A 23,719-nucleotide genomic window follows, 5' to 3' on the forward strand; every position below is an offset into this window, starting at 1 on the left:
GCACCGATGCCACCGCGCGCTGTGACCACGCGGCGAGCCGCCCTCGACGCCCCACCACACCCCAGCGAACGCGCCCCCAGGTCGAGGCACCTCCCGCCGGGGTCAGCGGTGGTGGCGGGGGGAGCCGCGCGCGGCGGCGCAACACTTCTCGGTGACCGCCGCCGGGAAAGGGAACCTCACCGCGGGTGTCAGTGGTGGTGGCGGCCGGAGTTGTTTGCGACGGCGCACCGGCCCTCGGCGAGCGCGCATTCGGCCGGGGCGCGGGAGGAGCCCTCGGCGTCGAAGACGACGCCGATCTCGCCGTCCTCGCCGAGTGACTCGCCGGTGACGACCAGAGTGTCTTCCTGCTGCTCCCAGTGGGCGGCGCCCCGCACCGCGATCACCCGTCCGCCGACCGGCAGCCGGAGTGTCCAGGAGGAGAGCGCCGGCCCCTCGTTGCGTACGGCGAGCCGGGCCGTGTAGGCCGCGCCGCGCCTGCCCGTCACCGCGTACGCGACGCGGACGGCACCGTCACCCTGCGCGGCGGCCGGGGCGGCCGAGTCGGTGTGCGGGGCCTCCCCGCCCGAGTCCGACGAGCCCGCGCCGCCCGGATCCGAGGAGTCCGAGGCGTCCGAAGCGGCGGGGCTGCCTGGGTCCGCGCCGTCGGTCTTGCCGTCCGTTCCGGGGGCGTCGGCCGTCGCCGGGGCGCCGACGTCGGCGGGCGTGGAACCGGCGCCGGTCCGGGCGCCGCTCCCGTGCCCGGCGGGCGACGTGGCGCGCGCCTTGGGCGAGGCGGAGGCGCGCGCCTTCTGCTGAGTGCGACCCGGATCGGCTCCCGGGCCGGCGGGGCCGGAGTCGGGCTGGGAGGCAGACTGGGAGCCGGGGCCGGGGGGCGTTCCGGGACCGGTGTCACCCCGTGCCGGGTCCTCGCCGGTCCGGCCGCCCGCGGCTCCGTCTCCCGCCGTGTCCCCCGCGGCTCCGTCCCCGGCCGTGCCGCCCGTCGTCTCGCCCCCTGCTTCGCCGATCTGGGGAGCGGTGCCGGTCTCCTGCTGCGTCCCCGCGCCGAGAGAGGGAGCACCGGTCACGGCGCAGTCCACGGCGGACGCGCAGGCCTGCCGGGGCGGCTCGGCGGTCAGCGTGGTCCGCCCGGCCATCAGCCGCACCCCGCCCGTCGTGACGCCGACGGCCAGCAGCACCGACAGGCCGGACACCAGCGCCACCCGCCGCAGGCGCTTCGGCGGCTCCGGCCGGTCGTTCCAGCCCGAGCCGAGGAAGCCGCGAGGGGGGCCGTCGTCGTGGGAGGCGAGGCTCTCGGGAGACAGCGCGGCGAAGGTCCTGGTGCCCGGCCCCGGGTTCGGGTCGGCGGGCTCACCCACGAGCGGCGTCTCCTCCCCGGCGGGGGCGAGCGTGCCTTCTCCGGTGCTTCGTCCTGCCGCGTGACGGCCCATGACGGTCCTCTCTGTCGCCGACCGCCATACTTAATAACAGATCTAATACACCTATGTCACAAATTTCACTTCATTCACGGAAGTGATCCCATCCGCCCACCGCCCGGACCTGCCCGTCGACGCGTACGCCCTGACCCTGCTCGACCTCGCCGATGACCGTCCACTCCGGCGGCAGCCGTACGGCGCGAGGGAAGGTCGCGGCGAGCGCGTGGTCGTCGCCGCCGGTCAGCACCCACTCCAGCGGGTCGGCTCCCAGTTCGCCGGCCGCCGCGGCCAGGACCTCCGCCACGGGGAGAGCGGCGGCGTCCAGGGCGACGCCCACCCCCGAGGCCTCCGCGACGTGCCCGAGGTCCTGCAGCAGGCCGTCGCTCACGTCGAGCATGGCCGTCGCGCCGAGCAGCGCGGCCCGGGGCCCGCAGGCGTACGGCGGCCGGGGACGCCGGTGCGCCTCCGGAAGCTCCCGCAGCTCCGGCGCGCCGGCGCCCGCCCCCGCCGTGAGCAGGGCGAGACCCGCCGCCGCGTGGCCGAGGCGGCCCGCCACCGCGACCACGTCGCCGGGCCGTGCGCCCGAACGGGTCACCGGCGGCCGGCCGCCGAGGTCTCCGAGCGCGGTCACCCCGAGCACGACGGTCTCCGAACGCGTGACGTCGCCCCCCGCCACGGTCGCGCCCACGAGGTCGCACTCGTCGCGGAAGCCGTCGGTCAGCGCGTCGAGCCAGTCGGCGGCGGCGTCCGGGGGCAGGCCGAGCCCGACCACCAGCGCGGTGGGTTCGGCCCCCATGGCGGCGATGTCGGCGAGGTTCTGCGCCGCCGCCTTGCGGCCGATGTCGTAGCCGCCCGACCAGTCGCGGCGGAAGTGCCTTCCCTCCACCAGAAGGTCGGTGCTCACCACCACCCGGCCGTCGGGCGCGCGCAGGATCGCGGCGTCGTCACCAGGGCCCAGCAGTACGGCCGCGCCCTGGGGAAGCCGTCCCGATATTCGCTGAATTACTCCGAATTCGCCCAGTTCTCCGACTGTGATGGCACACCCCTTGTGCATCCGAGGTACGGTTACGCTCCGGCACTGATCTCTACCCGGAGGGCGTCATGGTGCAGGCCTACATCCTTATCCAGACCGAGGTCGGCAGGGCGGCCAACGTGGCCGAGGAGATCTCCTCCATCCCTGGGGTGACACAGGCCGAGGACGTGACCGGCCCCTACGACGTGATCGTCCGCGCCCGGGCCAACAACGTGGACGAGCTCGGCAAGCTCGTGGTGGCCCAGATCCAGGCGGTGCAGGGCATCACCCGCACGTTGACGTGCCCGATCGTCCACATCTGACCACGAACCGACCGGGGGGACGATGCGCGTGGCGAGGGGCACGGCCGCGACCGCGGCGGGTGTGACGCTGGCCCTGCTCACGGCCTGCTCGTCCACCGTCCACGTGGAACCGCCGGCACCGGCCGGCGAGGCCGCCGCGGCCTGCCGCAGGCTCGGCCCCGCCCTGCCCGGGACGCTCGACGGGCTCGGCCGGGCCGAGTCCGAGCCGCCCTCGCCGTACGTCGCCGTCTGGGGCGACGGCCAGATCGCCCTGCGCTGCGGCGTGCCGCGCCCGGCCGAGATGGAGCCCACGGCCGAGGTCGTCGACGTCAACGGTGTCGGCTGGTTCCAGGACCCCCGGCTGCCGACGCTGTTCACCTCGGTCAACCGGGTGGCGTACGTCGAGGTCACGATCGCCAAGAGCCACCAGCCGGCCGCGGTGCTGGTCGATCTCGCCGAGCCGGTCAAGCGCAACGTCCCGGAGTAGCTCAGCGCAGCCCGGCGGGGCGGCGCAGGGCGAGCTGGATCAGGCGGTCCACGAGGTCGGCGTACGGCAGCCCGGTGGCGGCCCACAGCTGCGGCGCGACCGACAGCGAGGTGAACCCCGGCATGGTGTTGATCTCGTTGACGATCAGCTCGCCGGACGGCGTGTAGAAGAAGTCGACCCTCGACAGTCCCTCGCAGCCGAGCGACTCGTACGCGCGCACCGCCATGGCCCGCAGCGTCTCGGCCGCCTCGGCGGGGATGTCGGCCGGGGCCCGGAGCTCCATCTGGCCGGGGTGATACTTGGCCTCGAAGTCGAAGAACTCGCGGTCGCCCCGCACCAGCACCTCGCCGGGGACGCTGGCCTCGGGAGCGGCGCCGTCCGGCGACTCCAGCACCGCGCACTCGATCTCACGGCCGACGACGGCGGCCTCGACCAGCACCTTCGGGTCGTGCTCGCGGGCCCGCTCGATCGCCCGCTCCAGCGACTCGGGGTCGTGCGCCTTGGAGATGCCCTGCGACGACCCGGCCCGCGACGGCTTGACGAACACCGGCCAGCCCAGTTCCTCGATCTCCTTCAGCACCCGGCCGCGGTCGAGGCGCCAGTCGCGGTCGCGGACGACCACGAACGGGCCGACCGGCAGGCCGGCGGCGCGCAGGACGAGCTTCATGTACGCCTTGTCCATCCCGACCGCGCTGGCCAGCACGCCCGAGCCGACGTAACGGACCCCGGCCATCTCCAGCAGGCCCTGGATGGTCCCGTCCTCGCCGAACGGGCCGTGCATCACCGGGAACACGACGTCCACCTGCCCGAGGGAGCGCGGGATCTCACCGGGCTCCAGGGCCACCAGCGCGCCCGAATCCCCCGGCAGCGCGAGCGCGGTGCCCGAGTCGTCCACGACAGGCAGGCGGCCCGACTCGATCGCGTACGTCTGGCTGCCGGAGGCCAGCACCCAGCGCCCGTCCTGGGCGATGCCGATGGGGACGACCTCGTACTTCGTCCGGTCGATGGCCTGCAGCACGCTGCCCGCGCCCATCAGCGAGACGGCGTGCTCGGAGTTGCGCCCGCCGAAGACGACTGCCACGCGCACGCGTGACGGGGACTCGCGATCCTCATTCATGATGCCCGAATCTACCGTGTTCGAGGGGCATAACGGCTTGTCAGCCGCGCGCCGCGGAGAGCCGGACGGCTGGTCAGACGCCGTAGCGCTCGGGTTTCGGCGTGCGGGACATGAGCAGCACGGCGGCCTCGCCGGGGGTCATGCCGTCGTGGACGACCCCCACGACCACCTCGGTGATCGGCATCTCCACGTCGTGCTTCCTGGCCAGTTCGAGCACCGACTCGCACGACTTGACGCCCTCGGCGGTCTGCTTGGTGGCCGCGACGACCTCGGCCATCGTCATCCCGCGGCCCAGGTTCTCGCCGAAGGTCCGGTTGCGCGACAGCGGCGAGGTGCAGGTCGCGACGAGGTCGCCCATGCCGGCGAGGCCGGCGAAGGTGTGCTGGTCGGCGCCGAGCGCCGCGCCCAGCCGGGCGATCTCGGCGAGCCCGCGCGTCATGAGCGTCGCGCGCACGTTGTCGCCCAGGCCCATGCCGGCCGCGACGCCGACGGCCAGCGCGATGACGTTCTTGACCGCGCCGCCGAGTTCGACGCCGACCACGTCCGGGTTCGTGTACGTCCGGAACCACGGCAGGTGGCACGCCTCCTGCAGCCGGTCGGCCACCTCCTCGTCGGCGCAGGCGACGACGGCCGCGGCGGGCTGCCGCCGGGCCAGCTCGGGGACCAGGTTGGGCCCGGAGACCACGGCCACCCGGCTCTCCGGCACCTCCGCCACCTCGCAGGCGACCTCGCTCATCCGCTTGCAGGTGCCGAGTTCGACGCCCTTCATCAGGCTGACCAGCACGGCCCCGGGCGGGATGTGGCGCTTCCACTCCTGGAGGTTGGCGCGCAGCGTCTGGGACGGGACGGCGAGGACCACGAAGTCAGCGCCGTCCATCGCCTCGGCGGGGTCGGTCGTCGCGCGGAGGGTGTCGGGCAGCCGCGTCCCCGGCAGGTACTCCGGGTTCTCCCGGGTCTCGTTGATCGCGTCGACGATCTGCGCCCGCCTGCCCCACAGGGTGGGAGTGGTGCCCGCCTCGGCGAGGATCATCGCGAACGTGGTGCCCCACGAGCCCGTACCAAAAACAGCCGCCCTGGTCACTGGACGCACCACTCCTCTTGCCTTGCCCGCTCACCCCTCACCGTACGCTCCGGTCAGCCGTTGGAGTCGTTCTTCGGGTCATAGGGGACCTCTGGCGCCTTCTCATCCCGAATCTCGGCGAGCAGGGCGGTGATGGCCGCCATGATGTCGGCGGTCGCGTCACGCAGGACCGAGCCGCGCAGCGGCTGCCCGGCGTACCGGGACAGGTCGACCGGCGGCCCGGCGAGCACGTGGAAGGTCGTGCGGGGCAGCAGGCGCGGCTTCTTCTCGCCGTACGGAAGCAGGTCCTGGGCGCCCCAGTGGGCGATCGGGATGACCGGCACGCCGCTCGTGAGCGCCAGCCGGGCGACGCCGGTCTTGCCGGCCATCGGCCACATCTCGGGATCGCGGCTGATCGTGCCCTCGGGATAGAACATGATGCAGGCGCCGTTGCGGAGCCGCTCCTCGGCGGTCTTGAGCGACCGGGTGGCCTCGGTGCTGTTGCGCTCGACCGGGATGGCCTGGAGCTGCCTGACGGCGCGGCCGAGGAGGGGCAGCCGGAAGAGGCCGGCCTTGGCCAGGATCGTCGGCCACCGCCCGTTGTTGTAGAGGTAGTGGGCGAGCAGCACGGGGTCGGACCACGACAGGTGGTTGGCCGCGATGATCAGCCCCCCGGTGCGCGGGATGTTCTCCCCGCCGCGCCACTTCCGCCGTACGAACAGCCGGGAGATCGGCTTGACGACGACGACCGCGAGCGCCTCCCACCGGCGGGGCGGCCGCCCGGCACGCCGGCTCACCTCCCCGCCGACAGGGCTGGCGGCGCGGGGCGCGGGAGTGCTCGGGTCGGGTGCGGGGTCGCTGGGGTGGCTCACAAGGTCTCCAAAATCACCAGAATCCGGGACAAGTCTCCCGGTTGGCCATGCGCGATGTCGAGGCGGGATGCTACAACCATGCCCCTGGTGCGATGGTCAATTGTGGTTCCGGTGAAGACCCTGATCCGGGCCAAGACGCGGCTCGCCGCCGCGGCGGGGCCGCACCGGGCCGACCTGGCGGTGGCGGTCGCCTGCGACACCGTGGCGGCCGCGCTGCGCTGCCGCCTCGTGGCGCGGGTGGTGGTCGTGACGGCCGACCCGCTGCCCGCGCGGCGGCTGGCCGCCCTGGGCGCCCAGGTGGTGACCGATCCCGACCGGGGGCTGAACACGGCCCTGCGGACCGGCGCGGAGGAGGCCGTACGGCTCGCGCCGGGCGACGCCGTCGGCGCCCTGCAGGCCGACCTGCCCGCCCTGCGGCCCGCGGAGCTGGAGACGGTGCTCGGGGCCGCGCCGGAGTTCGACCAGGCGTTCGTCCCCGACGCCGCCGAGGTGGGCACCACGTTCTACGGCGTACGGCCCGGCGTGCCCTTCCGGCCCGGGTTCGGCGGCGAGTCACGGGCCCGGCACCTTTCACGGGGGGCCAAGGAACTGGCCCCGCCCGAGATCGCCTCGGTGCGCCGGGACGTCGACACGATCGAGGACCTGCGCGAGGCCCTCGCCCTCGGAGTCGGCCCGGCGACCGCCGAGGTCGCGGCCCGGATCCTCGGCGGCACGCTCCGCTGACGCCCCGGAACGGAGAGGGCGGTCACGCCGAGCCCCCGCTCCGGCATGACCGCCCGCGACGCCGTCGTGCCCGTTGGTCGCTAGTGCGCCGCCTCCGCGTTCTCGCGGGCGTGCCTGGGCAGGAGGAACGCCACCGCGAACGTCACGACGAGCATCCCGGCGACGACCCAGAGGGTGACCTTCATGGCCTGGTCGAAGCTCGCGGCGGTGGGCAGGTCGCCGAGCAGGTCGAAGAAGATCGTGCCGAGCAGGGCCACGCCGAAGGCGTTGCCCAGCTGCTGCACCGCGGTCAGCGTGCCGGAGGCCGAGCCGGTCTCGTGCTCCTCCACCCCGGCCAGGACGATGTCGAAGAACGGCGACATCAGCATGCCCATGCCGACCCCGCTGACCAGCAGGGCGGGAACGAGCTGCCAGGGGTTCACCTGCGTCCCGGTGATGGTCAGCGTGAGCAGGACGCCGAGGACCCCCAGCGTCATGACCAGCGTGCCGAGGTGCAGCAGCCTGCGCCCGAGCTTCTGCAGCGGCTGGGCGACCCCGAAGCCGACGATCATTCCGGCGGACCACGGGACCAGCACCAGGCCGGCCTTCAGCGCGGAGTAGTGCAGCCCGATCTGGCAGTAGAGGTTGAAGGCCAGCATGAACCCGGCCATGCCGGAGAAGAACACCATCCCGGTGAACAGGCCACCGGTGAACGCGCGCTTGCGGAACAGGCTCGGCACGATCAGCGGGTCGCCGCCCGCGCGGCTCCTGCGGGACTGGAACCATCCGAAGGCGGCGAAGACCACCACCGATGCGGCCAGCATGACGAAGGCCCACACCGGCCAGTCGTGCTCACGCCCCTGCACGAGGGGGTAGATCACCAGGAAGCCGCCCACGGAGGCGAGCACGACGCCGCCCAGGTCGAGCCGCAGCGGGTGCGGCGACCGCGACTCGGGCAGGAAGCGCAGACCGGCGGCCAGCGCGGCGAGGCCGAGCGGCAGGTTGACCAGGAAGATCATGCGCCAGCCGGTGCCCCAGTAGTCGGCCTCCACGAGCCAGCCGGCCAGGATCGGGCCGCCCACGGCGGACAGGCCCATGATCGGCCCGAACATGCCGAACGCCTTGCCCATCTCGGCCGGCGGGAACATCTCCTTGATCATGCCGAGCCCCTGGGGCAGCATGACCGCGCCGAACAGGCCCTGCACCACCCGGGCCCCGATGAGCATCTCGGGCGACTGCGCGACGGCACACAGCAGGGAGCCCGCGGTGAAGCCGGCGGCCCCGATCAGGAACATCCGCTTGCGCCCGAAGATGTCCCCCAGCCGGCCGCCGGTGATCAGGCCCACGGCCATGGCCAGCGTGTAGGCGGCACCCAGCCACTGGATGACCGACTCCGACCCGCCCAGGTCGGCGCGCATGCTCGGCGCCGCGATGTTGGTGACCATCGCGTCGAGCAGATCCATGATCTCCGCCGCGAGGACCACGAAGAGCGCGGCCCAGCGCCACCGGTACGCGGGCGCCTCGTCCACCGGCGCCTCGCCCACTGGCTCGGACGCCGCGGTGCTGACGGTGTTCGCCATCACCCCTCCTTGAGTTTCTGAACACTGTTCACCAATAACTGAGCGCTGTTCTATCATTGAACATCGTTCAGTACAAAGTCCGCTGTTCTCAAGATATATCTCGTCCGGCCTCGACACAAGATATATCTCGTTCGAAGAGCGGTGTTCGCTGAACGGGAGCGGTGTTCACTACCATGAGCGTGAGAGTGGGAGGTTCTCGTTGACGCAGCCCGACATGCCGACCCCGCCGTGGGAACGCCCGCCGAAGCGGCGCAGGCCGCCCAGGGTGCCCCTGAGCCGGGAGCGCATCGTGGACGCCGCGTACGCCGTCCTCGACCGCGAGGGCTACGACGGGCTGAGCATGCGCCAGGTGGCCGCGGAGCTGCACGTCGCCGTCTCGGCGCTGTACGTCCACGTGCGGGACAAGGACGAGCTGCTGCGGCTGATGTACAACCGGCTGTTCGACGGTTACGAGCTGCCCGACCCCGATCCCGAGCACTGGCGGGAGCAACTCAGGAACTTCGCCCGTCAGGGCAGGAAGCGCCTGCTCAGTCACCGGGACATGGCGAAGATCTCGATGGCCCACATCCCCTTCACCCCGGAGCTGCTCCCCCACGTCGAACGGCTGCTGGCGATGTTCGTCGCGGCCGGGCTGCCGAAGAAGGTCGTCGCCATCGCGGGCGACCTGCTGTCGACGTACATGGACGGGTTCGTGCTGGAGGAGAGCCTCTGGCGGGACCGCTATCCCGAGAGCGGCGGAGCGGCTCCGGAGAAGATGCGCGAGGAGATCCAGGGCTACTTCGCCTCGCTGCCGCCGGACCGGTTCCCGAACCTGGTGGAGCTCGCCGACGTCATGGTGGACGAGTCGAACGACTACCGCTTCGAACTCGGCCTGGAGATCATCCTGCGCGGCATCGCCTCCTACGTCGGCGAGCCGGACGACTAGTCCCGGCCCAGCCGTCGGATGCCCGGCGCCAGCAGGATCGGCACGTGCGCGAGCGCGTACGCGCCGCAGGCCGTCCAGAACGCCACGCGCACCCCGGCGAGCTGCCCGAGCGTGCCGGCCAGCAGGCCGCCGAGCGGCGCCGGGCCCCACATGAGGAACCGCATGGTGGCGCTCAGGCGGCCGAGCAGGTGCGGCGGGCAGATCGACTGACGGTAGGTCCCCTGCGCCACGGAGAAGACGGTCGTCGCCACGCCACTGACCGCGAGGGCCGCCGGGAAGATCAGCAGGCGCGCGCCTCCCGCGGTGAACACGAGCGGAGGGATGAAGAGCGTGGCCGCCAGCGCCGACGCGTACATGGCCCGGCCCGTGCCCATCCTGGCGACGGCTCTCGGGGCGAGCCAGGCGCCGAACACCCCGCCGGCCGCGCCCGCCGACAGCAGCGTGCCGTACGCGCCCGGGGACACGCCGACCTCGCGGACGAGGTACAGCGGCACCGTGGCCGACCACAGGCCGAACGACGTCATCGTCAGCGCCCCGACCATGGCGACGCGGCGCAGGACGGGCTGCCCGAGGACGAACCGGAGCCCTTCGGCGATCTCGGACCGCAGCCCGCCCCGAGCCGCCTCGCCGCGCCCCTCGAACTGTTCACCGGCCTCCCCGCGCCGCTCGTCCGTCCGTACGCGGACGAGCAGCAGCGCGGATCCGACGTAGCTGAGGGCGTCGGCGACGACCGCCGCGGGCGCGGTGAGCGCCTGGACCAGCCACCCGCCGATCGCGGGGCCGGACAGTTCGGCGACCGAGATGTTCGCGGCCAGCACCCCGTGCCCGCGGGCGAGGCCCTGCGGGCCCACGATCGCGGGAAGGTAGCTCTGGTGCGCCACGTCGAAGAAGACCGTGCACACCCCGGTCAGCAGGGCCACCGCGTACATCTGCGGAAGTCCGAGCACGCCGGCCGCCGCGGCGGCGGGAATCGACAGCAGCGCCGCCGCGCGGACCACGTCGGCCGCGACCAGCACCGGACGGCGCGGCATCCGGTCGACCCAGGCTCCGGCGGGCAGCCCGACGAGCAGGAAGGCCAGCATCTCCGCGGCGGTGAGCAGACCCACCTGGAACGGGCTCGCGCGCAGGGTGATCGCCGCCGTGAGCGGCAGGGCGACCAGGGAGACCTGGCTGCCGATCTTGCTGATCGCGTCGGCGCCGGCGTAGCGCCGGAAGTCCCGGGCACGCCACAGGCTCCCGCTCGCCGTCGTGGTCACGCCGGCGATGCTGGCACCCGCGCGATCAGGGCGTCAAAGGAGTTTCGCGACGGTTCGGGCGGCGGCGATAGGCTGACGACGTGCGGGTGACGGTGCAGGCGACGGTGCGGAGCTTCTCTCCGGAGAGCCGGTCGGGCGTGGTCTTCCTCGACGACGGCACCCGCGTCCCCTTCGACGGCGAGGCGTTCGACGCCGGGCCGCTGCGCCGTCTGCGCCCCGGCCAGCGGGTCGCCCTCGTCATGGCGGACGGCCGGGTCTCCTACCTCACGTTGTCGACCTTCCCCGTGCCCGGAGAAGGGGACCTCGTGGTTGACACCGGGCGGGTTTGACCGGACGCCCTGGCCAGGGGTCTACTGGAATCACAGGCACCTCGTTCGGTGAGGCGTCTGCGCGGACACAGGCCACTGACCCTCCTCGTCGAGAGACGTCCCGGGTCAGGACAGGTCTCCCCGGCTTAAGGGGTGACCCCAAGTGGCTTCCCCGTCGCGGGGATCACGCCGCGCAGTGCCGAAGCTCTTACGTGAGGGGTGCGCACTGTTCACGACGCCGTACGGCGAGGGGCGCGGTCGCCGCCCCCACGACCCTGAGGAGGTGGTCGGGATGAGTTCCGGCAGTAGTCCGCAACCAATCCATCCCGTCACCTGCCCCGGCACGACGCGGGGCTCCCGCGTCGTCGAGGCGGCTCCCGCCCGCTGTCACGCCAGGTGACGGGTTCTCATCCGTGCCGGACGCCCGGCACGAGACAGGAGGTCCGTCATGACGATCACGATCACCGTTCCGTACGGGCTGCCGCAGACCCTGGTCAGGGCTGCTCGCGCCCTGTTCCCCGTCCTGGTGCCGCTGGCTCTCGCTTTGGTGGGCGGCGCCGACGCGGGAGTCGGCCTCGTCGTGGGGCTGGAGATCGGGCTGCTGGTCCTCCGGCGCCTGCTGGGGACGTGAGAGGAACCGGGCTCCTGGCGCCCGCCGGCGGCGAGCGTCCGGAGGGGGCTATGCCCTGACCCGACCGGCCCGGGACTCCAGGTAACGCTGCTCGGCGATGCTGGCGGTGGACCTGGCGGCGCGCCGGTAGTGCTCGTACGCCCCGGCCGTGTCGCCGGTCTTCTCCAGCAGATGCGCGCGCACGGACAGCAGCCGGTGATGCCCGGCCATCCGCTCGTCACCGTCCAGGGTGGCCAGCAGGGCGAGCCCGGCCTGCGGCCCCTCGGTCTCGGCGAGCGCGATCGCCCGGTTGAGGGTGACCATCGGGTTGGGCGCGATCCGCTCGAGGATCAGATACAGGGCGTGCACCTGCGGCCAGTCGGTCTCCTCGGCCGTGGCCGCGTCGGCGTGCGTGGCGGCGATGGCGGCCTGCAGCTGGTAGGGCCCCAGCGCCGAGCCGGCCAGCGACGCCTTGACCAGCTCGACGCCCTTGTCGATCAGCCCCCGGTCCCACTTCGTCCGGTCCTGCTCGTCCAGCGGCACCAGGTCGCCGGCCGGCGTCGTACGGGCCTCCCGGCGGGCGTGGGTCAGCAGCATCAGCGCGAGCAGCCCGGTCACCTCGCCGTCCTCGGGCATCTGGGCGTGCACCATTCCGGTCAGCCGGATCGCCTCGTGCGCGAGGTCGGCGCGGTGCAGTTCCCTGCCGGAGGAGGCGGTGTAGCCCTCGTTGAAGATCAGGTAGAGCACGTGCAGGACGACTTGGAGCCGCTCCTGGAGCTCCGCGCCGGCCGGCAGGCTGAACGAGCTGCCGGCCGCCCTGACGCGCTGCTTGGCCCGGCTGATCCTGGCCGCCATCGTGGCCTCCGGGACCAGGAACGCGCGGGCGATCTCGGCGGTGGTCAGGCCGCCGACCGCGCGCAGCGTCAGGGCGATCTGGGAGGCCGCGGTCAGCGTGGGATGGCAGCACAGGAACAGCAGGACGAGCGTGTCGTCGGTGTCCGGCACGTCCTCCGGCGGCGCCTCGACGGCGGCCGTCGCCGACTCGCGCTCGCGGCGCGCGTGGTCGCTGCGCAGCTGGTCGATGAGCCGCCGGGACGCGACGGTCAGCAGCCAGCCGCGCGGGTTGCCCGGCACTCCCTCGGCCGGCCACTGCACGGCGGCGGCGAGGACGGCCTCCTGCACGGCGTCCTCGCACCCCTCGAACTGGCCCTGCCGGCGTACCAGCGCGCCGAGGACCTGCGGCGTGAGCTCACGCAGCAGGTCCTCGATGGCCGGTGCCGTCATGCCTCCAATTGTCCGTCGGCGAACATGACCTGCCGCACCTCGATCCCGAGACCCTCGATCGCGGCGTCCGGGATCCGCGCCGCCAGCTCGATCGCCCGATCCTTGTTCTCGCAGTCGACCAGGTAGAAGCCGCCCAGATACTCCTTGGCCTCCAGGAAGGGGCCGTCGGTGACCACCGTCCGGCCGTCGCGCACGGACACCACCGCGGCCTGCGACGGGTCGGCCAGCGCCTGCGTGGTGATCAGCTCGCCGGACTGCTTCAGCTCCTCGATGAACCTGCCGTGACCCGCGCCGATCGCCGCCCTCTCCTCGTCGGTCAGCGCGTCCAGCACGGCCGGGTTGATGTGCATGCCGATCAGGAACTTCATCTCGTTCTCCTCAGGTTCGCGAGCCTCCACCGAGCCCGTCCACCGGTTGGTCGGAGCCGCCGCCGCCGTCTTGACACCTGCCCGGGTCGAAAAACTCCCCGCCTTAAGAGGTGACTCCCGCGTGGTCACCTGCCTGCGGCAGGCGCAGGGCGATCATGGCGATGTCGTCCTCTCCTGTCAGGGGCATCCCGGTGAGCAGTTCGTCGCAGAACCGGCCCAGGGGCGCACGGGCGAGCGGCTCGGCGCACCGCCGCAGCCGTTCGAGCCCGTCGCCGATGTCCTCTCCCCGCCGTTCGACGAGGCCGTCGGTGTAGAGCAGCAGGGTGCCGTGCGGCGGCAGCGGCTCCACGGCGCTGGCCCACGGCCTGCCGTGACGCAGGCCGAGGAGGGGGTTGCGCGCGTCCCGCAGGAAGCGGCTCCGCCCGTCGCCGGTCACCAGCAGCGGCGGCGGATGCCCGGCCACCGAGTAGGCCAGCCGCCATCCGTCCTCCTCGTCCCGCTCGACGCGGGTCAGGACGCAGGTCGCGGTGCTCTCCCCGTTCAGGGTCTCCAGGGCGTCGTTGAGCCGTCGCAGGACGTGCCCGGGAGACTCGTCGCGGTCGACGGCGAGCGCCCGCAACATGTTCCGCACCTGGCTCATGCACACGGCCGCGGCGAGGTCGTGCCCGGCCACGTCCCCGATCACAAGGTCGAGGACGCCGCCGGAAGGCGCGAACGCGTCGTACCAGTCTCCGCCGATCTCCGCGGCGGTCGGGCTCGCCTGGTAGCGCGCGGCGATCTCCAGGCCGGGCACCCGCGGCGGCTCGACCAGCAGGCTGTGCTGCAGGGCCAGCGCCACCCTCTGGTTGCGCCGGAACCGCAGCGCCTTGCTGACGGCGTCGTGCGTGTGGTCGAGCATCTCCCGCATCAGCCGGACGTCGTCCGGCCCGATCGGGGGGCGGTCACCGCAGACGCCGGTCACGACCACCGTCGCCACCTCGCCCTCGACGACGACCGGCATGATGGCCAGGCTGTGCTCCCCGGCCTCCTTGATCCAGCTCATCACGTTGTCCGCGCAGGGGAACGGCGGCTGCCCGGGCGGGAAGGTCGCCTGCAGGGGCCGGCGCTGCCGCACCGCGCGGACGAACCCGCTGTCGGCGGGGTGATACTCCTTGCGCCGCGGCGGCAGGCTCGGCAGTCCCTCCCGTACGGCGGAGGCGACGCGTTCGGTGACGATCGACGCGGGCGGCGCGCCGATCGCCTCGGGCAGCAGGTAGACGTAGCACGAGTCGGCCAGTTCCGGCACGATCACGCCGGCGAACTCCTCGCACATCTCCTCCAGGTTGGAGATGTCGCTCGCCGCGGCGGCGGCGCGGTCCAGCAGCCGGCGCCGCCGGGCCTCCTGCCACTCCTGCTCGACGTCGGTGGAGGCGCCCACCCACTCCACCACCTCGCCGTCCTCGTGCACGGGCACGGCCCGGAAGCGGACGTGACGGTAGCGGCCCTCGGGGGTGCGGACGCGGTAGATCTGCTCGTAGAGCGAGACGGCCTGTTCGGTGGCCCTGTCCCAGGACTCCTCGGCGGCCGCGCGGTCCTCGGGGTGGATGGCACCGAACCAGCCGTCGCCGAGGCTCTCCTCCACGGTCTGTCCCGTCAGCCGCTGCCAGCCCTGGCTCATCTCCCTGACCTCGCCGCGCGGGCCGGCCACCCACACCAGGTGCGCGTCCGCCCACACCATGCTCTGGTAGCGGCGCTGGATGCGGCGCCACTCCTTCTCCATGACCCGGACGCGCCGGGCGGCGGCGAGATGCGCCGTGATCTCCTGGACCACCGCCAGCAGGCCGCTCTCCCCGGATGTGAGGGGAACCCTGGACAGGCTCAGCCGGAAGGAGCCCTCGCGGGACGCGCCGCCGGGACCCGTCACCGTGACGACGACCTCGTCGAGGCACGCCGCCTCTCCCGTCTCCAGGACGTGACCGAGCGCGTCGGGGGAGATCCGCCGGACGAGGTCGGGGAAGGCCTCCCGGACGGGCGTCCCGGCCGGCCACTCGCCGCCCGGCCGGTCACCACACGTCCACCCGTCGCCCGACCACCCACCGTCCGGCCGCTCGCCGAACATCGCGGCGAAGGCGGCGTTCGTGTAGACGAGCCGATGGTCCTCGCCCACGGTCACCAGGACCCCGACCGGCGCCTGGTCGAACAGGTCGAGTGGAATGCGGCTGGTCTCTCGTTCGTGGCCGACGTGCACTGACTTTCCCCCGGTCGCATCAGGCGCGTCCCGCCGGGGCCGACCGGCGCCCAGCGATTCGCTTACCTGATGGTTGCACAGGTTTGCGCAGGTCAGGCCCCAGTTTCCCCCTGTTTACCCCGCCATGACGGGCACAAGACGAACGGCGCCCGGGATTCCCCGGGCGCCGTTCACAGTGTCGAACCAGCGTGTGCCAAACCTGCGTGGAACCTGCTGAAACCACGATGCCGGCGACGACCACAGGGCCGGCCGTCGCCGGACCCCGCGGGCCGGCTACTTCTTCTTGGCGGCCTTGCCGCCCGCGTTGACCTGCTCCTTGAAGTCCGCGCCAGGGCGGAACCTTGGCGCCCAGCTCTCCTCCACCTTGATCGGGTCGCCTGTGGAGGGGTTGCGAGCCGTACGGGCGGGCTTGTGCACCATCTCGAAGGCGCCGAAGCCGGTGATCGAGACCTTGTCGCCGCTGGCGACGGCACCCTGGATGGCGTCGAGGACGGCGTTGACGGCCTCGGTGGCCGTCTTCTTGTCACCGACACGATCCGTGATCGCGTCGACGAGTTCCTTCTTGTTCATTTCGGTTCCTCCCCCTTACGCGCTTGAAATTAGGGGACGAGGTCGCGGGACTCAATCACCGGGGGGCATGTTTCGCCTGCTCGGCGTGTCGGATGCGCCGTCCAGATAGGCGATGAAGACGTCCAGCCGGGCGGCCGCATGGGCTATGTCCCGCTTTGCCACGTCACAGATAGCAAGCAGCCGTCGCGCCAGGCGTGCCTGCTCCTCCTGTGGTAAGGCTAACGCCCTGACGCGGCGATGCGCATCACGCAGTCGCCGCGCCAGCAGCGCGTCTTCGGTCTGAGGCGCGTTCAGACGGTCGTCGGCAGCCATGGCTGCCGTCCATTCTCGTACTCCTCGACGGCGTCCGCGTGACGCAGGGTCAGGCCGATGTCGTCGAGGCCCTCCAGCAGCCGCCAGCGGGTGTAGTCGTCGATCTCGAACGGCGCGACCAGGTCCCCCGCGCGCACCTGGCGTTCCACGAGGTCGACGGTGATCTCCGTCTTCGGGTCGGCCTCGACGGCGTCCTGCAGGCTCTTGACGACGTCCTCGGGCAGGACGACCGGCAGCAGGCCCATCTTGGTGGAGTTGTTGCGGAAGATGTCGCCGAACCGCGAGGCGATCACGGCGCGGAAGCCGTACTGCTGCAGGGCCCAGACGGCGTGCTCACGCGAGGAGCCGGTGCCGAAGTCGGGCCCGGAGACGAGGATCGACGCGCCCTCGTACGCCGGGTCGTTGAGCACAAACGACGGGTCCTCCCGCCAGGCGGCGAACAGGCCCTTCTCGAAGCCCGTACGGCTGACCTGCTTGAGCCAGACGGCCGGGATGATCTGGTCGGTGTCCACGTTGCTGCGGCGCAGCGGCACGGCCCGGCCGGTGTGCGTGGTGAAGGCGTCCATGATGATCTTCTCCTGGGACGTGGACGGACTAGAGGTCGGCGGGGGCGGTCAGCCGGCCGGTCACCGCGGTAGCGGCGGCCACCTGCGGCGACACGAGATGGGTGCGCCCGCCCTTGCCCTGGCGGCCCTCGAAGTTGCGGTTGGAGGTCGACGCGCTGCGCTCGCCCGGCTTCAGCGTGTCGGGGTTCATGCCGAGGCACATCGAACAGCCGGCCTCCCGCCACTCGGCGCCGGCCGCCGTGAAGACCTCGTGCAGGCCCTCCTCCTCGGCGGCCTTCTTGACCCCCATGGAGCCCGGGACGATCAGCGTGCGGGTGACGACCGAGCGCCCGCGCAGGATCTCGGCGGCGGCGCGCAGGTCCTCGATGCGGCCGTTGGTGCACGATCCGACGAAGACCGTGTCGACCTGGACGTCGCGCAGCGGCGTGCCGGCGGTGAGGCCCATGTACTCCAGCGCCCGCTCGGCGGCGGCCCGCTCGACCGGGTCGGCGAACTGCTCGGGCGACGGCACGTCGGCGCCGAGCGGCGCGCCCTGCCCCGGGTTGGTGCCCCAGGTGACGAACGGCGTGAGGGCCGCGGCGTCGATCTCCACGACCTTGTCGAACACGGCGTCGTCGTCGGTGCGCAGCGTCTTCCAGTACTCGACCGCCTGGTCCCAGGCCTCGCCGGAAGGCGCGTGCGGACGGCCGCGCAGGTACTCGAACGTGGTCTCGTCGGGGGCGATCAGGCCCGCCCGCGCGCCGGCCTCGATCGACATGTTGCAGACGGTCATGCGGCCCTCCATGGAGAGGTTGCGCACGGCCTCGCCGCGGTACTCGACGATGTGACCCTGCCCGCCGCCGGTGCCGATCTTGGCGATGATCGCGAGGATCAGGTCCTTGGCGGTCACGCCGACCGGAAGCTCGCCCTTGACCTCGATCGCCATCGTCTTGGGCCGGTAGGCGGGCAGCGTCTGGGTGGCCAGCACGTGCTCGACCTCGGAGGTGCCGATGCCGAAGGCGATGGCGCCGAACGCGCCGTGGGTCGAGGTGTGCGAGTCGCCGCAGACGATGGTCATGCCGGGCTGGGTCAGCCCGAACTGCGGGCCGATGATGTGCACCACGCCCTGGCCGGCGTCGCCCATCGGGTGCAGGCGGACGCCGAACTCGGCGGCGTTCTTGCGCAGCGTCTCGACCTGCGCGCGCGACACCGGGTCGGCGATCGGCCCGAGCACGGTCGGGACGTTGTGGTCCTCGGTGGCGATCGTGAGCTCGGGGCGGCGCACGGGGCGGCCGGCCATGCGCAGGCCGTCGAACGCCTGCGGGCTGGTCACCTCGTGGATGAGGTGCAGGTCGATGTAGAGCAGGTCGGGCTCGCCCTCGGCCCGGCGTACGACGTGCTGCTCCCAGACTTTCTCAGCCAGTGTTCGACCCATGGTTGACGCCTCCTCGCGTTCATACCCCCGGTCATGTCTCTCATGATGAGACGGATATATCGGGATATGGACAGTCTATCTAGTTATCCCCACCATTGCGTTTGCATCTCGTATGGCGAGACGGCAGTATCGGGGTATGGACAACTCTAGCGGGGTCGGAGTACTCGACAAGGCGGTTCTCGTGCTCAACGCCCTGGAGGCGGGCCCCGCTTCCCTGGCACAGCTCGTCCAGGCGACCGGCCTGGCCAGGCCCACGGCCCACCGGCTGGCCGTCGCCCTGGAGCACCACCGCATCGTCTCCCGCGACACGCAGGGCCGCTTCATCCTCGGCCCCCGGCTCTCGGAGCTGTCCACCGCCGCGGGCGAGGACCGCCTGCTCGCCGTCGCCGGGCCGGTGCTCATCCAGCTCCGCGACCTCACCGGCGAGAGCGCCCAACTCTACCGCCGCCAGGGCGACGAGCGGGTCTGCGTGGCCGCCGCCGAGCGCGCGAGCGGCCTGCGCGACACCGTGCCCGTCGGCTCCGCGCTGCCCATGACCGCCGGGTCCGCCGCGCAGATCCTGCTCGCCTGGGAGGAGCCCGACCGGCTGCACCGCGGCCTGCGCGGCGCCAAGTTCACCGCCGCCACGCTCGCGAGCGTACGGAGGAGGGGCTGGGCGCACAGCGTCGGCGAGCGCGAGCAGGGCGTCGCGAGCGTGTCGGCGCCCATCCGCGGCGCGGGCGGCAAGGTGATCGCGGCGGTCTCCGTGTCCGGGCCCATCGAGCGGCTGACCCGCACGCCCGGCCGCATGCACGCCGCGCCGGTCGTCACCGCGGCCGAGCGGATCACCGAGGCCATGCGCCGGGCGAACTGACGCACGGACCGGCCGTGCAACTGAGCGTGCGAACTGATGCGAACTGATTGGAGAGCGGCGTCCCGATAGCCCTAGGCTGGCGGGGTGACAGATCGCATCGAGGCAGCCGCCGCTGAACTGCGCCCCCTGCTCCAAGAATTCATCCTCTGGACGCCGGGCAACGCGCCGGGCAGCGACCCCGATCTCGTGGGCCCCGTGGCACTGTGGCATCGCCTGATCGCCCGTACGGACGTCGGGCTGTGGAAGCGCGGCGATCTGCGCACGATCCTCCTCGAACGCATGCCCCAGGTCGTGGAGGACCCCGACACCGCGGCCGACGGGATGATCCCGGCCGTCCGGGCGTACCTGACCTTCCTGTCCTCCACCGGACGGCTCACGCCCGGCTCGGCCTCCCTGGAGACCCTGCTGGCCGAGCTGGACGAGGTCGAGGACGACTTCGTGGAGGCGATGGAGGACGTCATCGCCGAGCGCGACTGGGACGAGGAGGAGGACGAGCTCGACGAGGAGGGGTCCGACGAGGGCCTCGGCGACTTCGAGCCGTTCGCCGACGAGATCGCGGCGCTGCCGACGATCCGGCTGCGCCCCGACGTCGAGCTGGCCGAGGCGGCGCGCGGGGTCCCGCTCATCGCCCAGGCCCGCGACCTGGCGCTGTGGGTCGGCACCGGGCGCAAGGTGGGCGAGGAGACCCTGCTCGGCGAGGCCGAGGTGGACGAGGCGGTGCGCACGCTCGGCCTGTCCGACCCGCGCAACATCTGGAACCTGTGGAACCTCGCCATCGACCTGGAGTTCCTCGCCCCCGACGGCGACGACACCGTCAGCGTCGACTCCGACACCGAGGGCTGGCCCTACGAGGACGACGACGACGTCCTCGACGTCTGGATGCTCGGCCTGCACTCGGTCGACTACGGCGACCCCGAGCTGGACGACGACGACCTCACACTGGCCCTGTCCGGCCTGACCCGCGCGCTGCTCGTCCGCCTGCTGCTGGCGGGGGGCGGCCGGCGGGTGCCCGAGCTGCGTGAGGAGCTGGCCGAGGCGGCGGCCGAGTACGACGACCTCGGCGCTGACGCCTGGGCCGCCGCGGGCGACCCGCTCGCCTCCGTGCTCGCCTGGCTGACCGGGTACGGCATGGTGACCGTCGAGAACGACACCGTGACCCTGACGCCGCTCGGCGCCGAGGGTCTCGTCCACCTGCTGGACGACGAGGACATCGAGGTCGACGCCCGGCCCGCGATCGACGCGATGACCGCCCTCGACCTGCTGTCGTTCAGCGCGGACATGTCCGAGGAGGAGGCCGACGAGGAGTTCGCCGCCTGGCTCGCCCTGCGCGACCCGGCGCGGGCCGCCGCCGAGCTGCTGGGCGCCGCCGCCGAGGAGGAGGCGGACGCCCTCGTCCGGGTGCAGGCGGCCAGCCTGGTGGGCGCACTGGGCGAGGCGGCCATACCGGCCTGGCAGGAGGCGCTGAAGGAGCCGTCCCTGCGGCCGTACGCCGCGACGCACCTGACCCAGATGGACGTCGAGGACGCCCCCGAGCCCACCCAGGCGGACACCCACTGGCTGATCCTGGACATGTGGACGATCTCCGCGGGCCTCGGCCGGCCGGAGTTCGTGTCGAGCCTGCACGACATCGGCCCGGCGCCGACGCTCATCGGGCTGCTCGACGTGATCTGGAAGGTCCGGCACCCGCACCTCGAAGAGCTGCTGGAGCTCATCGACGAGGCCCACCCGGACAAGCAGGTGGGGAAGGCCGCCAAGCGGGCCCTGTTCAAGGCGCGCTCGGGGCGGTGACCCGCCTCGTCCCGTCGTGGGCGAGCCCGGCCTCTGGCTGGGCCTGACGGAGCGGCGCGATCAGATCGGCGACCCGGTCGAGCTGGTCGCGCTGGCCGTGCAGGCTCAGGGCGCCCAGGCGGACGACCAGGTGCCGCGCCCCGGCGGCCACGTAGCGGCGCAGGCCCGCGAGCACCTGGTCGGCGGTGCCGGTGACGACCGCCTGGATCCGCTCCAGCTCCTCCAGCGGCATGCCGTACGCCGCCCGCGCGTACGCGTCGAGAGCCCGGCGACCGGCCTCCGGCCCGTCCTCGTCGATCCACACGGACACGAACAGGGCCGGGGTGACGCCCCCGGGCCGCCGTCCCGCCCCGCCCGCCGCGTTCCGTACGGCCGCGAGCCCGGCGGCGTAGTCGGCCGGGTCGGGCGGATAGGGCAGCCACCCGTCGTAGTGCCGCCCCGCGCGGTCGAGCGCGGCCGGCGTGGCGCCGCCGAGCCAGATCGGCGGCCCACCGGGGCGGAACGGCCGGGTGGCGGGCGGGATGTCGTCGAACCGGAGGATCTCGCCGTGGAAGGAGGTCTCGCCCTTCCACAGCGCGCGCCACAGCGCCACGGTCTCGTCGAGCCGCGTGAAGCGGCGCTCCCACGGCACCTCCGACAGGGTGTAGAACGGCCGCCCGAACCGGCCGGGAAACCCCGCGCCGACCGCGACCGTCAGCCGGCCCCCGCTGAGCAGGTCGATCGACGCGAGGGCCTGGGCGGCCTGGATCGGCCGCCGCAGGAAGGGCAGCAGCGCGCCCGTCCCCAGGGTCACGTTCGCGGTCGCCGGGGCGAGCGCCGCCAGCATGGTCAGCGCCTCGACGCGCGGGCTGATCAGGGAGTCGTTGACGAAGAGCGAGGAGAACCCCGCCCGTTCCGCCTGGCGGCCGAAGGCGACCAGCTCTCGGGGATCGCCGTCCGCGCCCCACTGGGCGGTTCCGGTCGGAAGCAGCACACCGATGTCCATGCCGGCGATGCTCGCGACCCGCGCGGACCGGCGGCAATTCCCCGCAGGGAATGGCCGGGACGCCGCGGATGCCGCTAGAAGGGTCGTCGTGGACTTCCCCCGCGCCCTCCGCGACCGCCGGACCCTCCGTCGCCTCAGCCAGCTGGAGCTGGCGCTGCGGGCGGGCACCACCCAGCGCCACCTCAGCTTCATCGAGTCCGGCAGGTCCGTGCCCGGCCGGAACATGGTCGTACGGCTCGCCGAAGGGCTCGAACTGCCGCTGCGCGAGCGCAACGAACTGCTCGTGGCGGCCGGGTACGCCCCCGCCTATCCGGAAAGCTCCCTCGACGACCCGGCGCTCGCCCCGGTGCGCACGGCGATCGGCCACATCCTGCGCGGCCACCTGCCCTACCCCGCGCTGGTCGTGGACCGCGACGGCGGCCTGGTCGCCGCGAACGAGGCGTTCGGCCTGATCACCGAGGACGCGGATCCGGACCTGCTCGGCGCCGGGGCGAACGTGTACCGCCTCGCGCTGCATCCGCGCGGCCTGGCGCCCCGCATCGGAAACCTCGCCGAGTGGGCCCGGCACATCCTGACGCGCCTCGGCCACCTGCCGGAGCTGCGCGACGAGCTGGCGCGGCACGTGCCCGCCCTGGAGCCGTCCGCCGGGCAGCTCGGCTTCGCGGTGCCGCTCCACCTGCGCACCTCGCTCGGCGAGCTGCGTCTCCTGACGACCGTGACGACCTTCGCCACCGCCGTCGACGTCACGCTCGCCGAGCTGAAACTGGAGGCGTTCCTGCCGGCGGACGCCACGACGGCCGGGATCCTCCGGGCGTTCGCCGGCGGAACGAGCGAAACGGACCCCGGCACGGCGCCGGGCCGGGCTCTCGGGGTCGTGTAACCGGCGGGTGGCCGGTCTTAGTCTGGTTCTCGTGACGCCGGTATCACTGGCCGTGGAGGCGGTCCCGGAACTGGAGCAGGCGGTGGACCTCGCCATCGCGCTGGTGCTGTCGGCCGCCATCGGGGCGGAGCGGGAGATCCGGCAGAAGAGCGCGGGGCTGCGCACCCACACGCTCGTGGGGTTCGGTGCCGCGCTGTTCATGCTGGTGTCCAAGCACGGCTTCTCCGACATCCTCAGCGAGCACATCGCGCTCGACCCGTCCCGGGTCGCCGCCCAGATCGTCTCCGGCATCGGCTTCATCGGCGGTGGGCTGATCTTCGTACGGCGCGACGCGGTGAAGGGCCTGACCACCGCCGCCGCCGTGTGGCTCACGGCGGGCGTCGGCATGGCCGCGGGCGCCGGTCTGTGGCTGCTGGCCGCCCTGGCGACCGTGGGGCACTTCGTCGTGATGCTCGGGCTCACCCCGCTGGCCGCCCGGCTCCCCCGCTCCCGGCACACGCCGTACGCCCTGACGGTGTCCTACATCGACGGCCGCGGCGCGTTCTCCCGGATCCTGACCGAGTGCGGCGCACGCGACTTCGCCGTGAGCGAGCTGTCGCTCGAACAGCCCGGCGAGCGCCGTGAGGCCCGTACGGTCACCGTCTCCATGACGGTCCACGGCCCCGGCTCGATCGGCGACCTCACCTCCGCCCTCGCCGGCATCGACGGCGTGCTGACCGTCTCCAGCCAGGACGCCGGCGCCCGCCAGCTCTAGGCACCACGAAACCCCCGGCACGGGGAGGTGCCGAGGGTTTCGATGATGTAGCCCCGACCGGATTCGCGCCCGCAC

The 23,719-nt window shown here is 72.7% G+C and carries 25 protein-coding genes and 1 riboswitch; of the genes, 10 read left to right on the forward strand and 15 right to left on the reverse strand.

Going from position 1 to position 23,719, the window contains the following annotated elements; genetic code table 11:
- Positions 1-188: 188 nt before the first annotated feature.
- A complete protein-coding gene (locus tag Mam01_RS19910) occupies positions 189-1,427 on the reverse strand; it encodes a hypothetical protein (protein ID WP_204286771.1) in 1,239 nt (412 codons plus the stop codon).
- 70 nt (positions 1,428-1,497) lie between these two features.
- Positions 1,498-2,466: a thiamine-phosphate kinase gene (locus Mam01_RS19915; RefSeq protein ID WP_204286772.1), complete on the reverse strand. Its 969-nt coding sequence runs from the start codon at positions 2,464-2,466 to the stop codon at positions 1,498-1,500.
- Between the two features lie 47 nt (positions 2,467-2,513).
- Here Mam01_RS19915 and Mam01_RS19920 point away from each other — a divergent pair, with 47 nt between their 5' ends.
- Positions 2,514-2,747 (forward strand): Lrp/AsnC family transcriptional regulator, encoded by a 234-nt coding sequence (locus tag Mam01_RS19920; RefSeq protein WP_111698157.1) that lies wholly within the window; start codon positions 2,514-2,516, stop codon positions 2,745-2,747.
- A gap of 22 nt (positions 2,748-2,769) precedes the next feature.
- On the forward strand, positions 2,770-3,213 hold the full coding sequence (locus Mam01_RS19925; protein ID WP_150935443.1) for a DUF3515 domain-containing protein: 444 nt from the start codon (positions 2,770-2,772) through the stop codon (positions 3,211-3,213).
- A 1-nt stretch (position 3,214) separates the two neighbouring features.
- Here Mam01_RS19925 and Mam01_RS19930 read toward each other — a convergent pair whose 3' ends face one another.
- The 3 genes from Mam01_RS19930 to Mam01_RS19940 all read right to left on the reverse strand — a co-directional run bounded on the left by Mam01_RS19930 (position 3,215) and on the right by Mam01_RS19940 (position 6,262).
- The gene (locus Mam01_RS19930; RefSeq protein WP_204286773.1) at positions 3,215-4,330 is read right to left on the reverse strand and encodes a D-alanine--D-alanine ligase family protein; all 1,116 of its coding nucleotides are present in this window, start codon (positions 4,328-4,330) and stop codon (positions 3,215-3,217) included.
- Between the two features lie 73 nt (positions 4,331-4,403).
- The gene (locus Mam01_RS19935) at positions 4,404-5,411 is read right to left on the reverse strand and encodes an NAD(P)H-dependent glycerol-3-phosphate dehydrogenase (RefSeq protein ID WP_150935445.1); all 1,008 of its coding nucleotides are present in this window, start codon (positions 5,409-5,411) and stop codon (positions 4,404-4,406) included.
- A gap of 53 nt (positions 5,412-5,464) precedes the next feature.
- Positions 5,465-6,262 carry a lysophospholipid acyltransferase family protein gene (locus Mam01_RS19940; protein WP_307820068.1) on the reverse strand — a complete coding sequence of 266 codons (798 nt, stop codon included), beginning with the start codon at positions 6,260-6,262 and terminating at the stop codon, positions 5,465-5,467.
- Between the two features lie 78 nt (positions 6,263-6,340).
- Between Mam01_RS19940 and cofC the strand changes: the two genes are divergently transcribed.
- On the forward strand, positions 6,341-6,985 hold the full coding sequence (gene cofC, locus Mam01_RS19945) for a 2-phospho-L-lactate guanylyltransferase (RefSeq protein ID WP_204286774.1): 645 nt from the start codon (positions 6,341-6,343) through the stop codon (positions 6,983-6,985).
- An 80-nt stretch (positions 6,986-7,065) separates the two neighbouring features.
- Here the strand turns inward: cofC and Mam01_RS19950 are convergent, their stop codons facing one another.
- A complete protein-coding gene (locus tag Mam01_RS19950) occupies positions 7,066-8,544 on the reverse strand; it encodes an MFS transporter (RefSeq protein WP_204286775.1) in 1,479 nt (492 codons plus the stop codon).
- Positions 8,545-8,743: 199 nt separating this feature from the next.
- On the opposite strand from Mam01_RS19950, the gene Mam01_RS19955 reads away from it, so the two are divergent.
- A complete protein-coding gene (locus Mam01_RS19955) occupies positions 8,744-9,469 on the forward strand; it encodes a TetR/AcrR family transcriptional regulator (RefSeq protein ID WP_204286776.1) in 726 nt (241 codons plus the stop codon).
- Here Mam01_RS19955 and Mam01_RS19960 read toward each other — a convergent pair.
- Positions 9,466-10,725, reverse strand: a complete 1,260-nt coding sequence (locus Mam01_RS19960; protein ID WP_204286777.1) for an MFS transporter — start codon at positions 10,723-10,725, stop codon at positions 9,466-9,468. The two genes, Mam01_RS19955 and Mam01_RS19960, sit on opposite strands and share 4 nt — an antisense overlap.
- Positions 10,726-10,805: 80 nt before the next feature.
- On the opposite strand from Mam01_RS19960, the gene Mam01_RS19965 reads away from it, so the two are divergent.
- Positions 10,806-11,054 (forward strand): hypothetical protein, encoded by a 249-nt coding sequence (locus Mam01_RS19965; RefSeq protein WP_239101449.1) that lies wholly within the window; start codon positions 10,806-10,808, stop codon positions 11,052-11,054.
- Between the two features lie 33 nt (positions 11,055-11,087).
- Positions 11,088-11,259: riboswitch (M-box (ykoK) riboswitch) on the forward strand.
- Positions 11,260-11,481: 222 nt separating this feature from the next.
- Positions 11,482-11,664 carry a hypothetical protein gene (locus tag Mam01_RS19970; protein ID WP_150935449.1) on the forward strand — a complete coding sequence of 61 codons (183 nt, stop codon included), beginning with the start codon at positions 11,482-11,484 and terminating at the stop codon, positions 11,662-11,664.
- A 48-nt stretch (positions 11,665-11,712) separates the two neighbouring features.
- On the opposite strand, the gene Mam01_RS19975 is transcribed toward Mam01_RS19970, so the two are convergent.
- The 7 genes from Mam01_RS19975 to leuC all read right to left on the reverse strand — a co-directional run bounded on the left by Mam01_RS19975 (position 11,713) and on the right by leuC (position 18,384).
- Positions 11,713-12,927: an RNA polymerase sigma factor gene (locus Mam01_RS19975; protein ID WP_204286778.1), complete on the reverse strand. Its 1,215-nt coding sequence runs from the start codon at positions 12,925-12,927 to the stop codon at positions 11,713-11,715.
- Positions 12,924-13,295, reverse strand: a complete 372-nt coding sequence (locus Mam01_RS19980) for a YciI family protein (protein WP_204286779.1) — start codon at positions 13,293-13,295, stop codon at positions 12,924-12,926. Before Mam01_RS19980 ends, Mam01_RS19975 begins: the two co-directional genes overlap by 4 nt.
- Positions 13,296-13,398: 103 nt before the next feature.
- Positions 13,399-15,522: a SpoIIE family protein phosphatase gene (locus Mam01_RS19985; RefSeq protein ID WP_204286780.1), complete on the reverse strand. Its 2,124-nt coding sequence runs from the start codon at positions 15,520-15,522 to the stop codon at positions 13,399-13,401.
- 273 nt (positions 15,523-15,795) lie between these two features.
- The gene (locus Mam01_RS19990) at positions 15,796-16,092 is read right to left on the reverse strand and encodes an HU family DNA-binding protein (protein ID WP_111698130.1); all 297 of its coding nucleotides are present in this window, start codon (positions 16,090-16,092) and stop codon (positions 15,796-15,798) included.
- Positions 16,093-16,143: 51 nt separating this feature from the next.
- A complete protein-coding gene (locus tag Mam01_RS19995; protein WP_204286781.1) occupies positions 16,144-16,404 on the reverse strand; it encodes an SCO5555 family protein in 261 nt (86 codons plus the stop codon).
- Positions 16,383-16,970 carry a 3-isopropylmalate dehydratase small subunit gene (gene leuD, locus Mam01_RS20000; protein WP_150935453.1) on the reverse strand — a complete coding sequence of 196 codons (588 nt, stop codon included), beginning with the start codon at positions 16,968-16,970 and terminating at the stop codon, positions 16,383-16,385. Before leuD ends, Mam01_RS19995 begins: the two co-directional genes overlap by 22 nt.
- A gap of 28 nt (positions 16,971-16,998) precedes the next feature.
- Positions 16,999-18,384 (reverse strand): 3-isopropylmalate dehydratase large subunit, encoded by a 1,386-nt coding sequence (leuC, locus tag Mam01_RS20005; protein ID WP_204286782.1) that lies wholly within the window; start codon positions 18,382-18,384, stop codon positions 16,999-17,001.
- A 136-nt stretch (positions 18,385-18,520) separates the two neighbouring features.
- Between leuC and Mam01_RS20010 the strand changes: the two genes are divergently transcribed.
- Positions 18,521-19,237, forward strand: coding sequence for an IclR family transcriptional regulator (locus tag Mam01_RS20010; protein ID WP_111698126.1), 717 nt, complete (start codon positions 18,521-18,523; stop codon positions 19,235-19,237).
- An 84-nt stretch (positions 19,238-19,321) separates the two neighbouring features.
- On the forward strand, positions 19,322-21,025 hold the full coding sequence (locus tag Mam01_RS20015; RefSeq protein ID WP_204286783.1) for a hypothetical protein: 1,704 nt from the start codon (positions 19,322-19,324) through the stop codon (positions 21,023-21,025).
- Here Mam01_RS20015 and Mam01_RS20020 read toward each other — a convergent pair.
- Positions 21,003-22,010 (reverse strand): LLM class flavin-dependent oxidoreductase, encoded by a 1,008-nt coding sequence (locus tag Mam01_RS20020; protein WP_204286784.1) that lies wholly within the window; start codon positions 22,008-22,010, stop codon positions 21,003-21,005. The genes Mam01_RS20015 and Mam01_RS20020 overlap by 23 nt on opposite strands.
- A gap of 88 nt (positions 22,011-22,098) precedes the next feature.
- Between Mam01_RS20020 and Mam01_RS20025 the strand changes: the two genes are divergently transcribed.
- Positions 22,099-22,890: a helix-turn-helix domain-containing protein gene (locus Mam01_RS20025; RefSeq protein ID WP_239101450.1), complete on the forward strand. Its 792-nt coding sequence runs from the start codon at positions 22,099-22,101 to the stop codon at positions 22,888-22,890.
- A 31-nt stretch (positions 22,891-22,921) separates the two neighbouring features.
- On the forward strand, positions 22,922-23,644 hold the full coding sequence (locus Mam01_RS20030) for an MgtC/SapB family protein (RefSeq protein WP_239101451.1): 723 nt from the start codon (positions 22,922-22,924) through the stop codon (positions 23,642-23,644).
- The last annotated feature ends 75 nt before the right edge of the window (positions 23,645-23,719 follow it).

Source organism: Microbispora amethystogenes (genome assembly GCF_016863015.1).
GTDB classification, from domain to species: Bacteria; Actinomycetota; Actinomycetes; order Streptosporangiales; family Streptosporangiaceae; genus Microbispora; species Microbispora amethystogenes.

What these genes read in the sequence shown, in the direction of transcription:
- Mam01_RS19910 (WP_204286771.1), bottom strand. Translation starts at nt 1,427, where the DNA reads ATGGGCCGTCACGCGGCAGGACGAAGCACCGGAGAAGGCACGCTCGCC.
- leuD (WP_150935453.1), bottom strand. Translation starts at nt 16,970, where the DNA reads ATGGACGCCTTCACCACGCACACCGGCCGGGCCGTGCCGCTGCGCCGC.
- Mam01_RS19980 (WP_204286779.1), bottom strand. Translation starts at nt 13,295, where the DNA reads ATGAAGTTCCTGATCGGCATGCACATCAACCCGGCCGTGCTGGACGCG.
- cofC (WP_204286774.1), top strand. Translation starts at nt 6,341, where the DNA reads ATGCCCCTGGTGCGATGGTCAATTGTGGTTCCGGTGAAGACCCTGATC.
- Mam01_RS19915 (WP_204286772.1), bottom strand. Translation starts at nt 2,466, where the DNA reads ATGCACAAGGGGTGTGCCATCACAGTCGGAGAACTGGGCGAATTCGGA.
- Mam01_RS19930 (WP_204286773.1), bottom strand. Translation starts at nt 4,330, where the DNA reads ATGAATGAGGATCGCGAGTCCCCGTCACGCGTGCGCGTGGCAGTCGTC.
- Mam01_RS19925 (WP_150935443.1), top strand. Translation starts at nt 2,770, where the DNA reads ATGCGCGTGGCGAGGGGCACGGCCGCGACCGCGGCGGGTGTGACGCTG.
- Mam01_RS19995 (WP_204286781.1), bottom strand. Translation starts at nt 16,404, where the DNA reads ATGGCTGCCGACGACCGTCTGAACGCGCCTCAGACCGAAGACGCGCTG.
- Mam01_RS20020 (WP_204286784.1), bottom strand. Translation starts at nt 22,010, where the DNA reads ATGGACATCGGTGTGCTGCTTCCGACCGGAACCGCCCAGTGGGGCGCG.
- Mam01_RS20010 (WP_111698126.1), top strand. Translation starts at nt 18,521, where the DNA reads ATGGACAACTCTAGCGGGGTCGGAGTACTCGACAAGGCGGTTCTCGTG.
- leuC (WP_204286782.1), bottom strand. Translation starts at nt 18,384, where the DNA reads ATGGGTCGAACACTGGCTGAGAAAGTCTGGGAGCAGCACGTCGTACGC.
- Mam01_RS19950 (WP_204286775.1), bottom strand. Translation starts at nt 8,544, where the DNA reads ATGGCGAACACCGTCAGCACCGCGGCGTCCGAGCCAGTGGGCGAGGCG.
- Mam01_RS19990 (WP_111698130.1), bottom strand. Translation starts at nt 16,092, where the DNA reads ATGAACAAGAAGGAACTCGTCGACGCGATCACGGATCGTGTCGGTGAC.
- Mam01_RS19920 (WP_111698157.1), top strand. Translation starts at nt 2,514, where the DNA reads ATGGTGCAGGCCTACATCCTTATCCAGACCGAGGTCGGCAGGGCGGCC.
- Mam01_RS19970 (WP_150935449.1), top strand. Translation starts at nt 11,482, where the DNA reads ATGACGATCACGATCACCGTTCCGTACGGGCTGCCGCAGACCCTGGTC.
- Mam01_RS19975 (WP_204286778.1), bottom strand. Translation starts at nt 12,927, where the DNA reads ATGACGGCACCGGCCATCGAGGACCTGCTGCGTGAGCTCACGCCGCAG.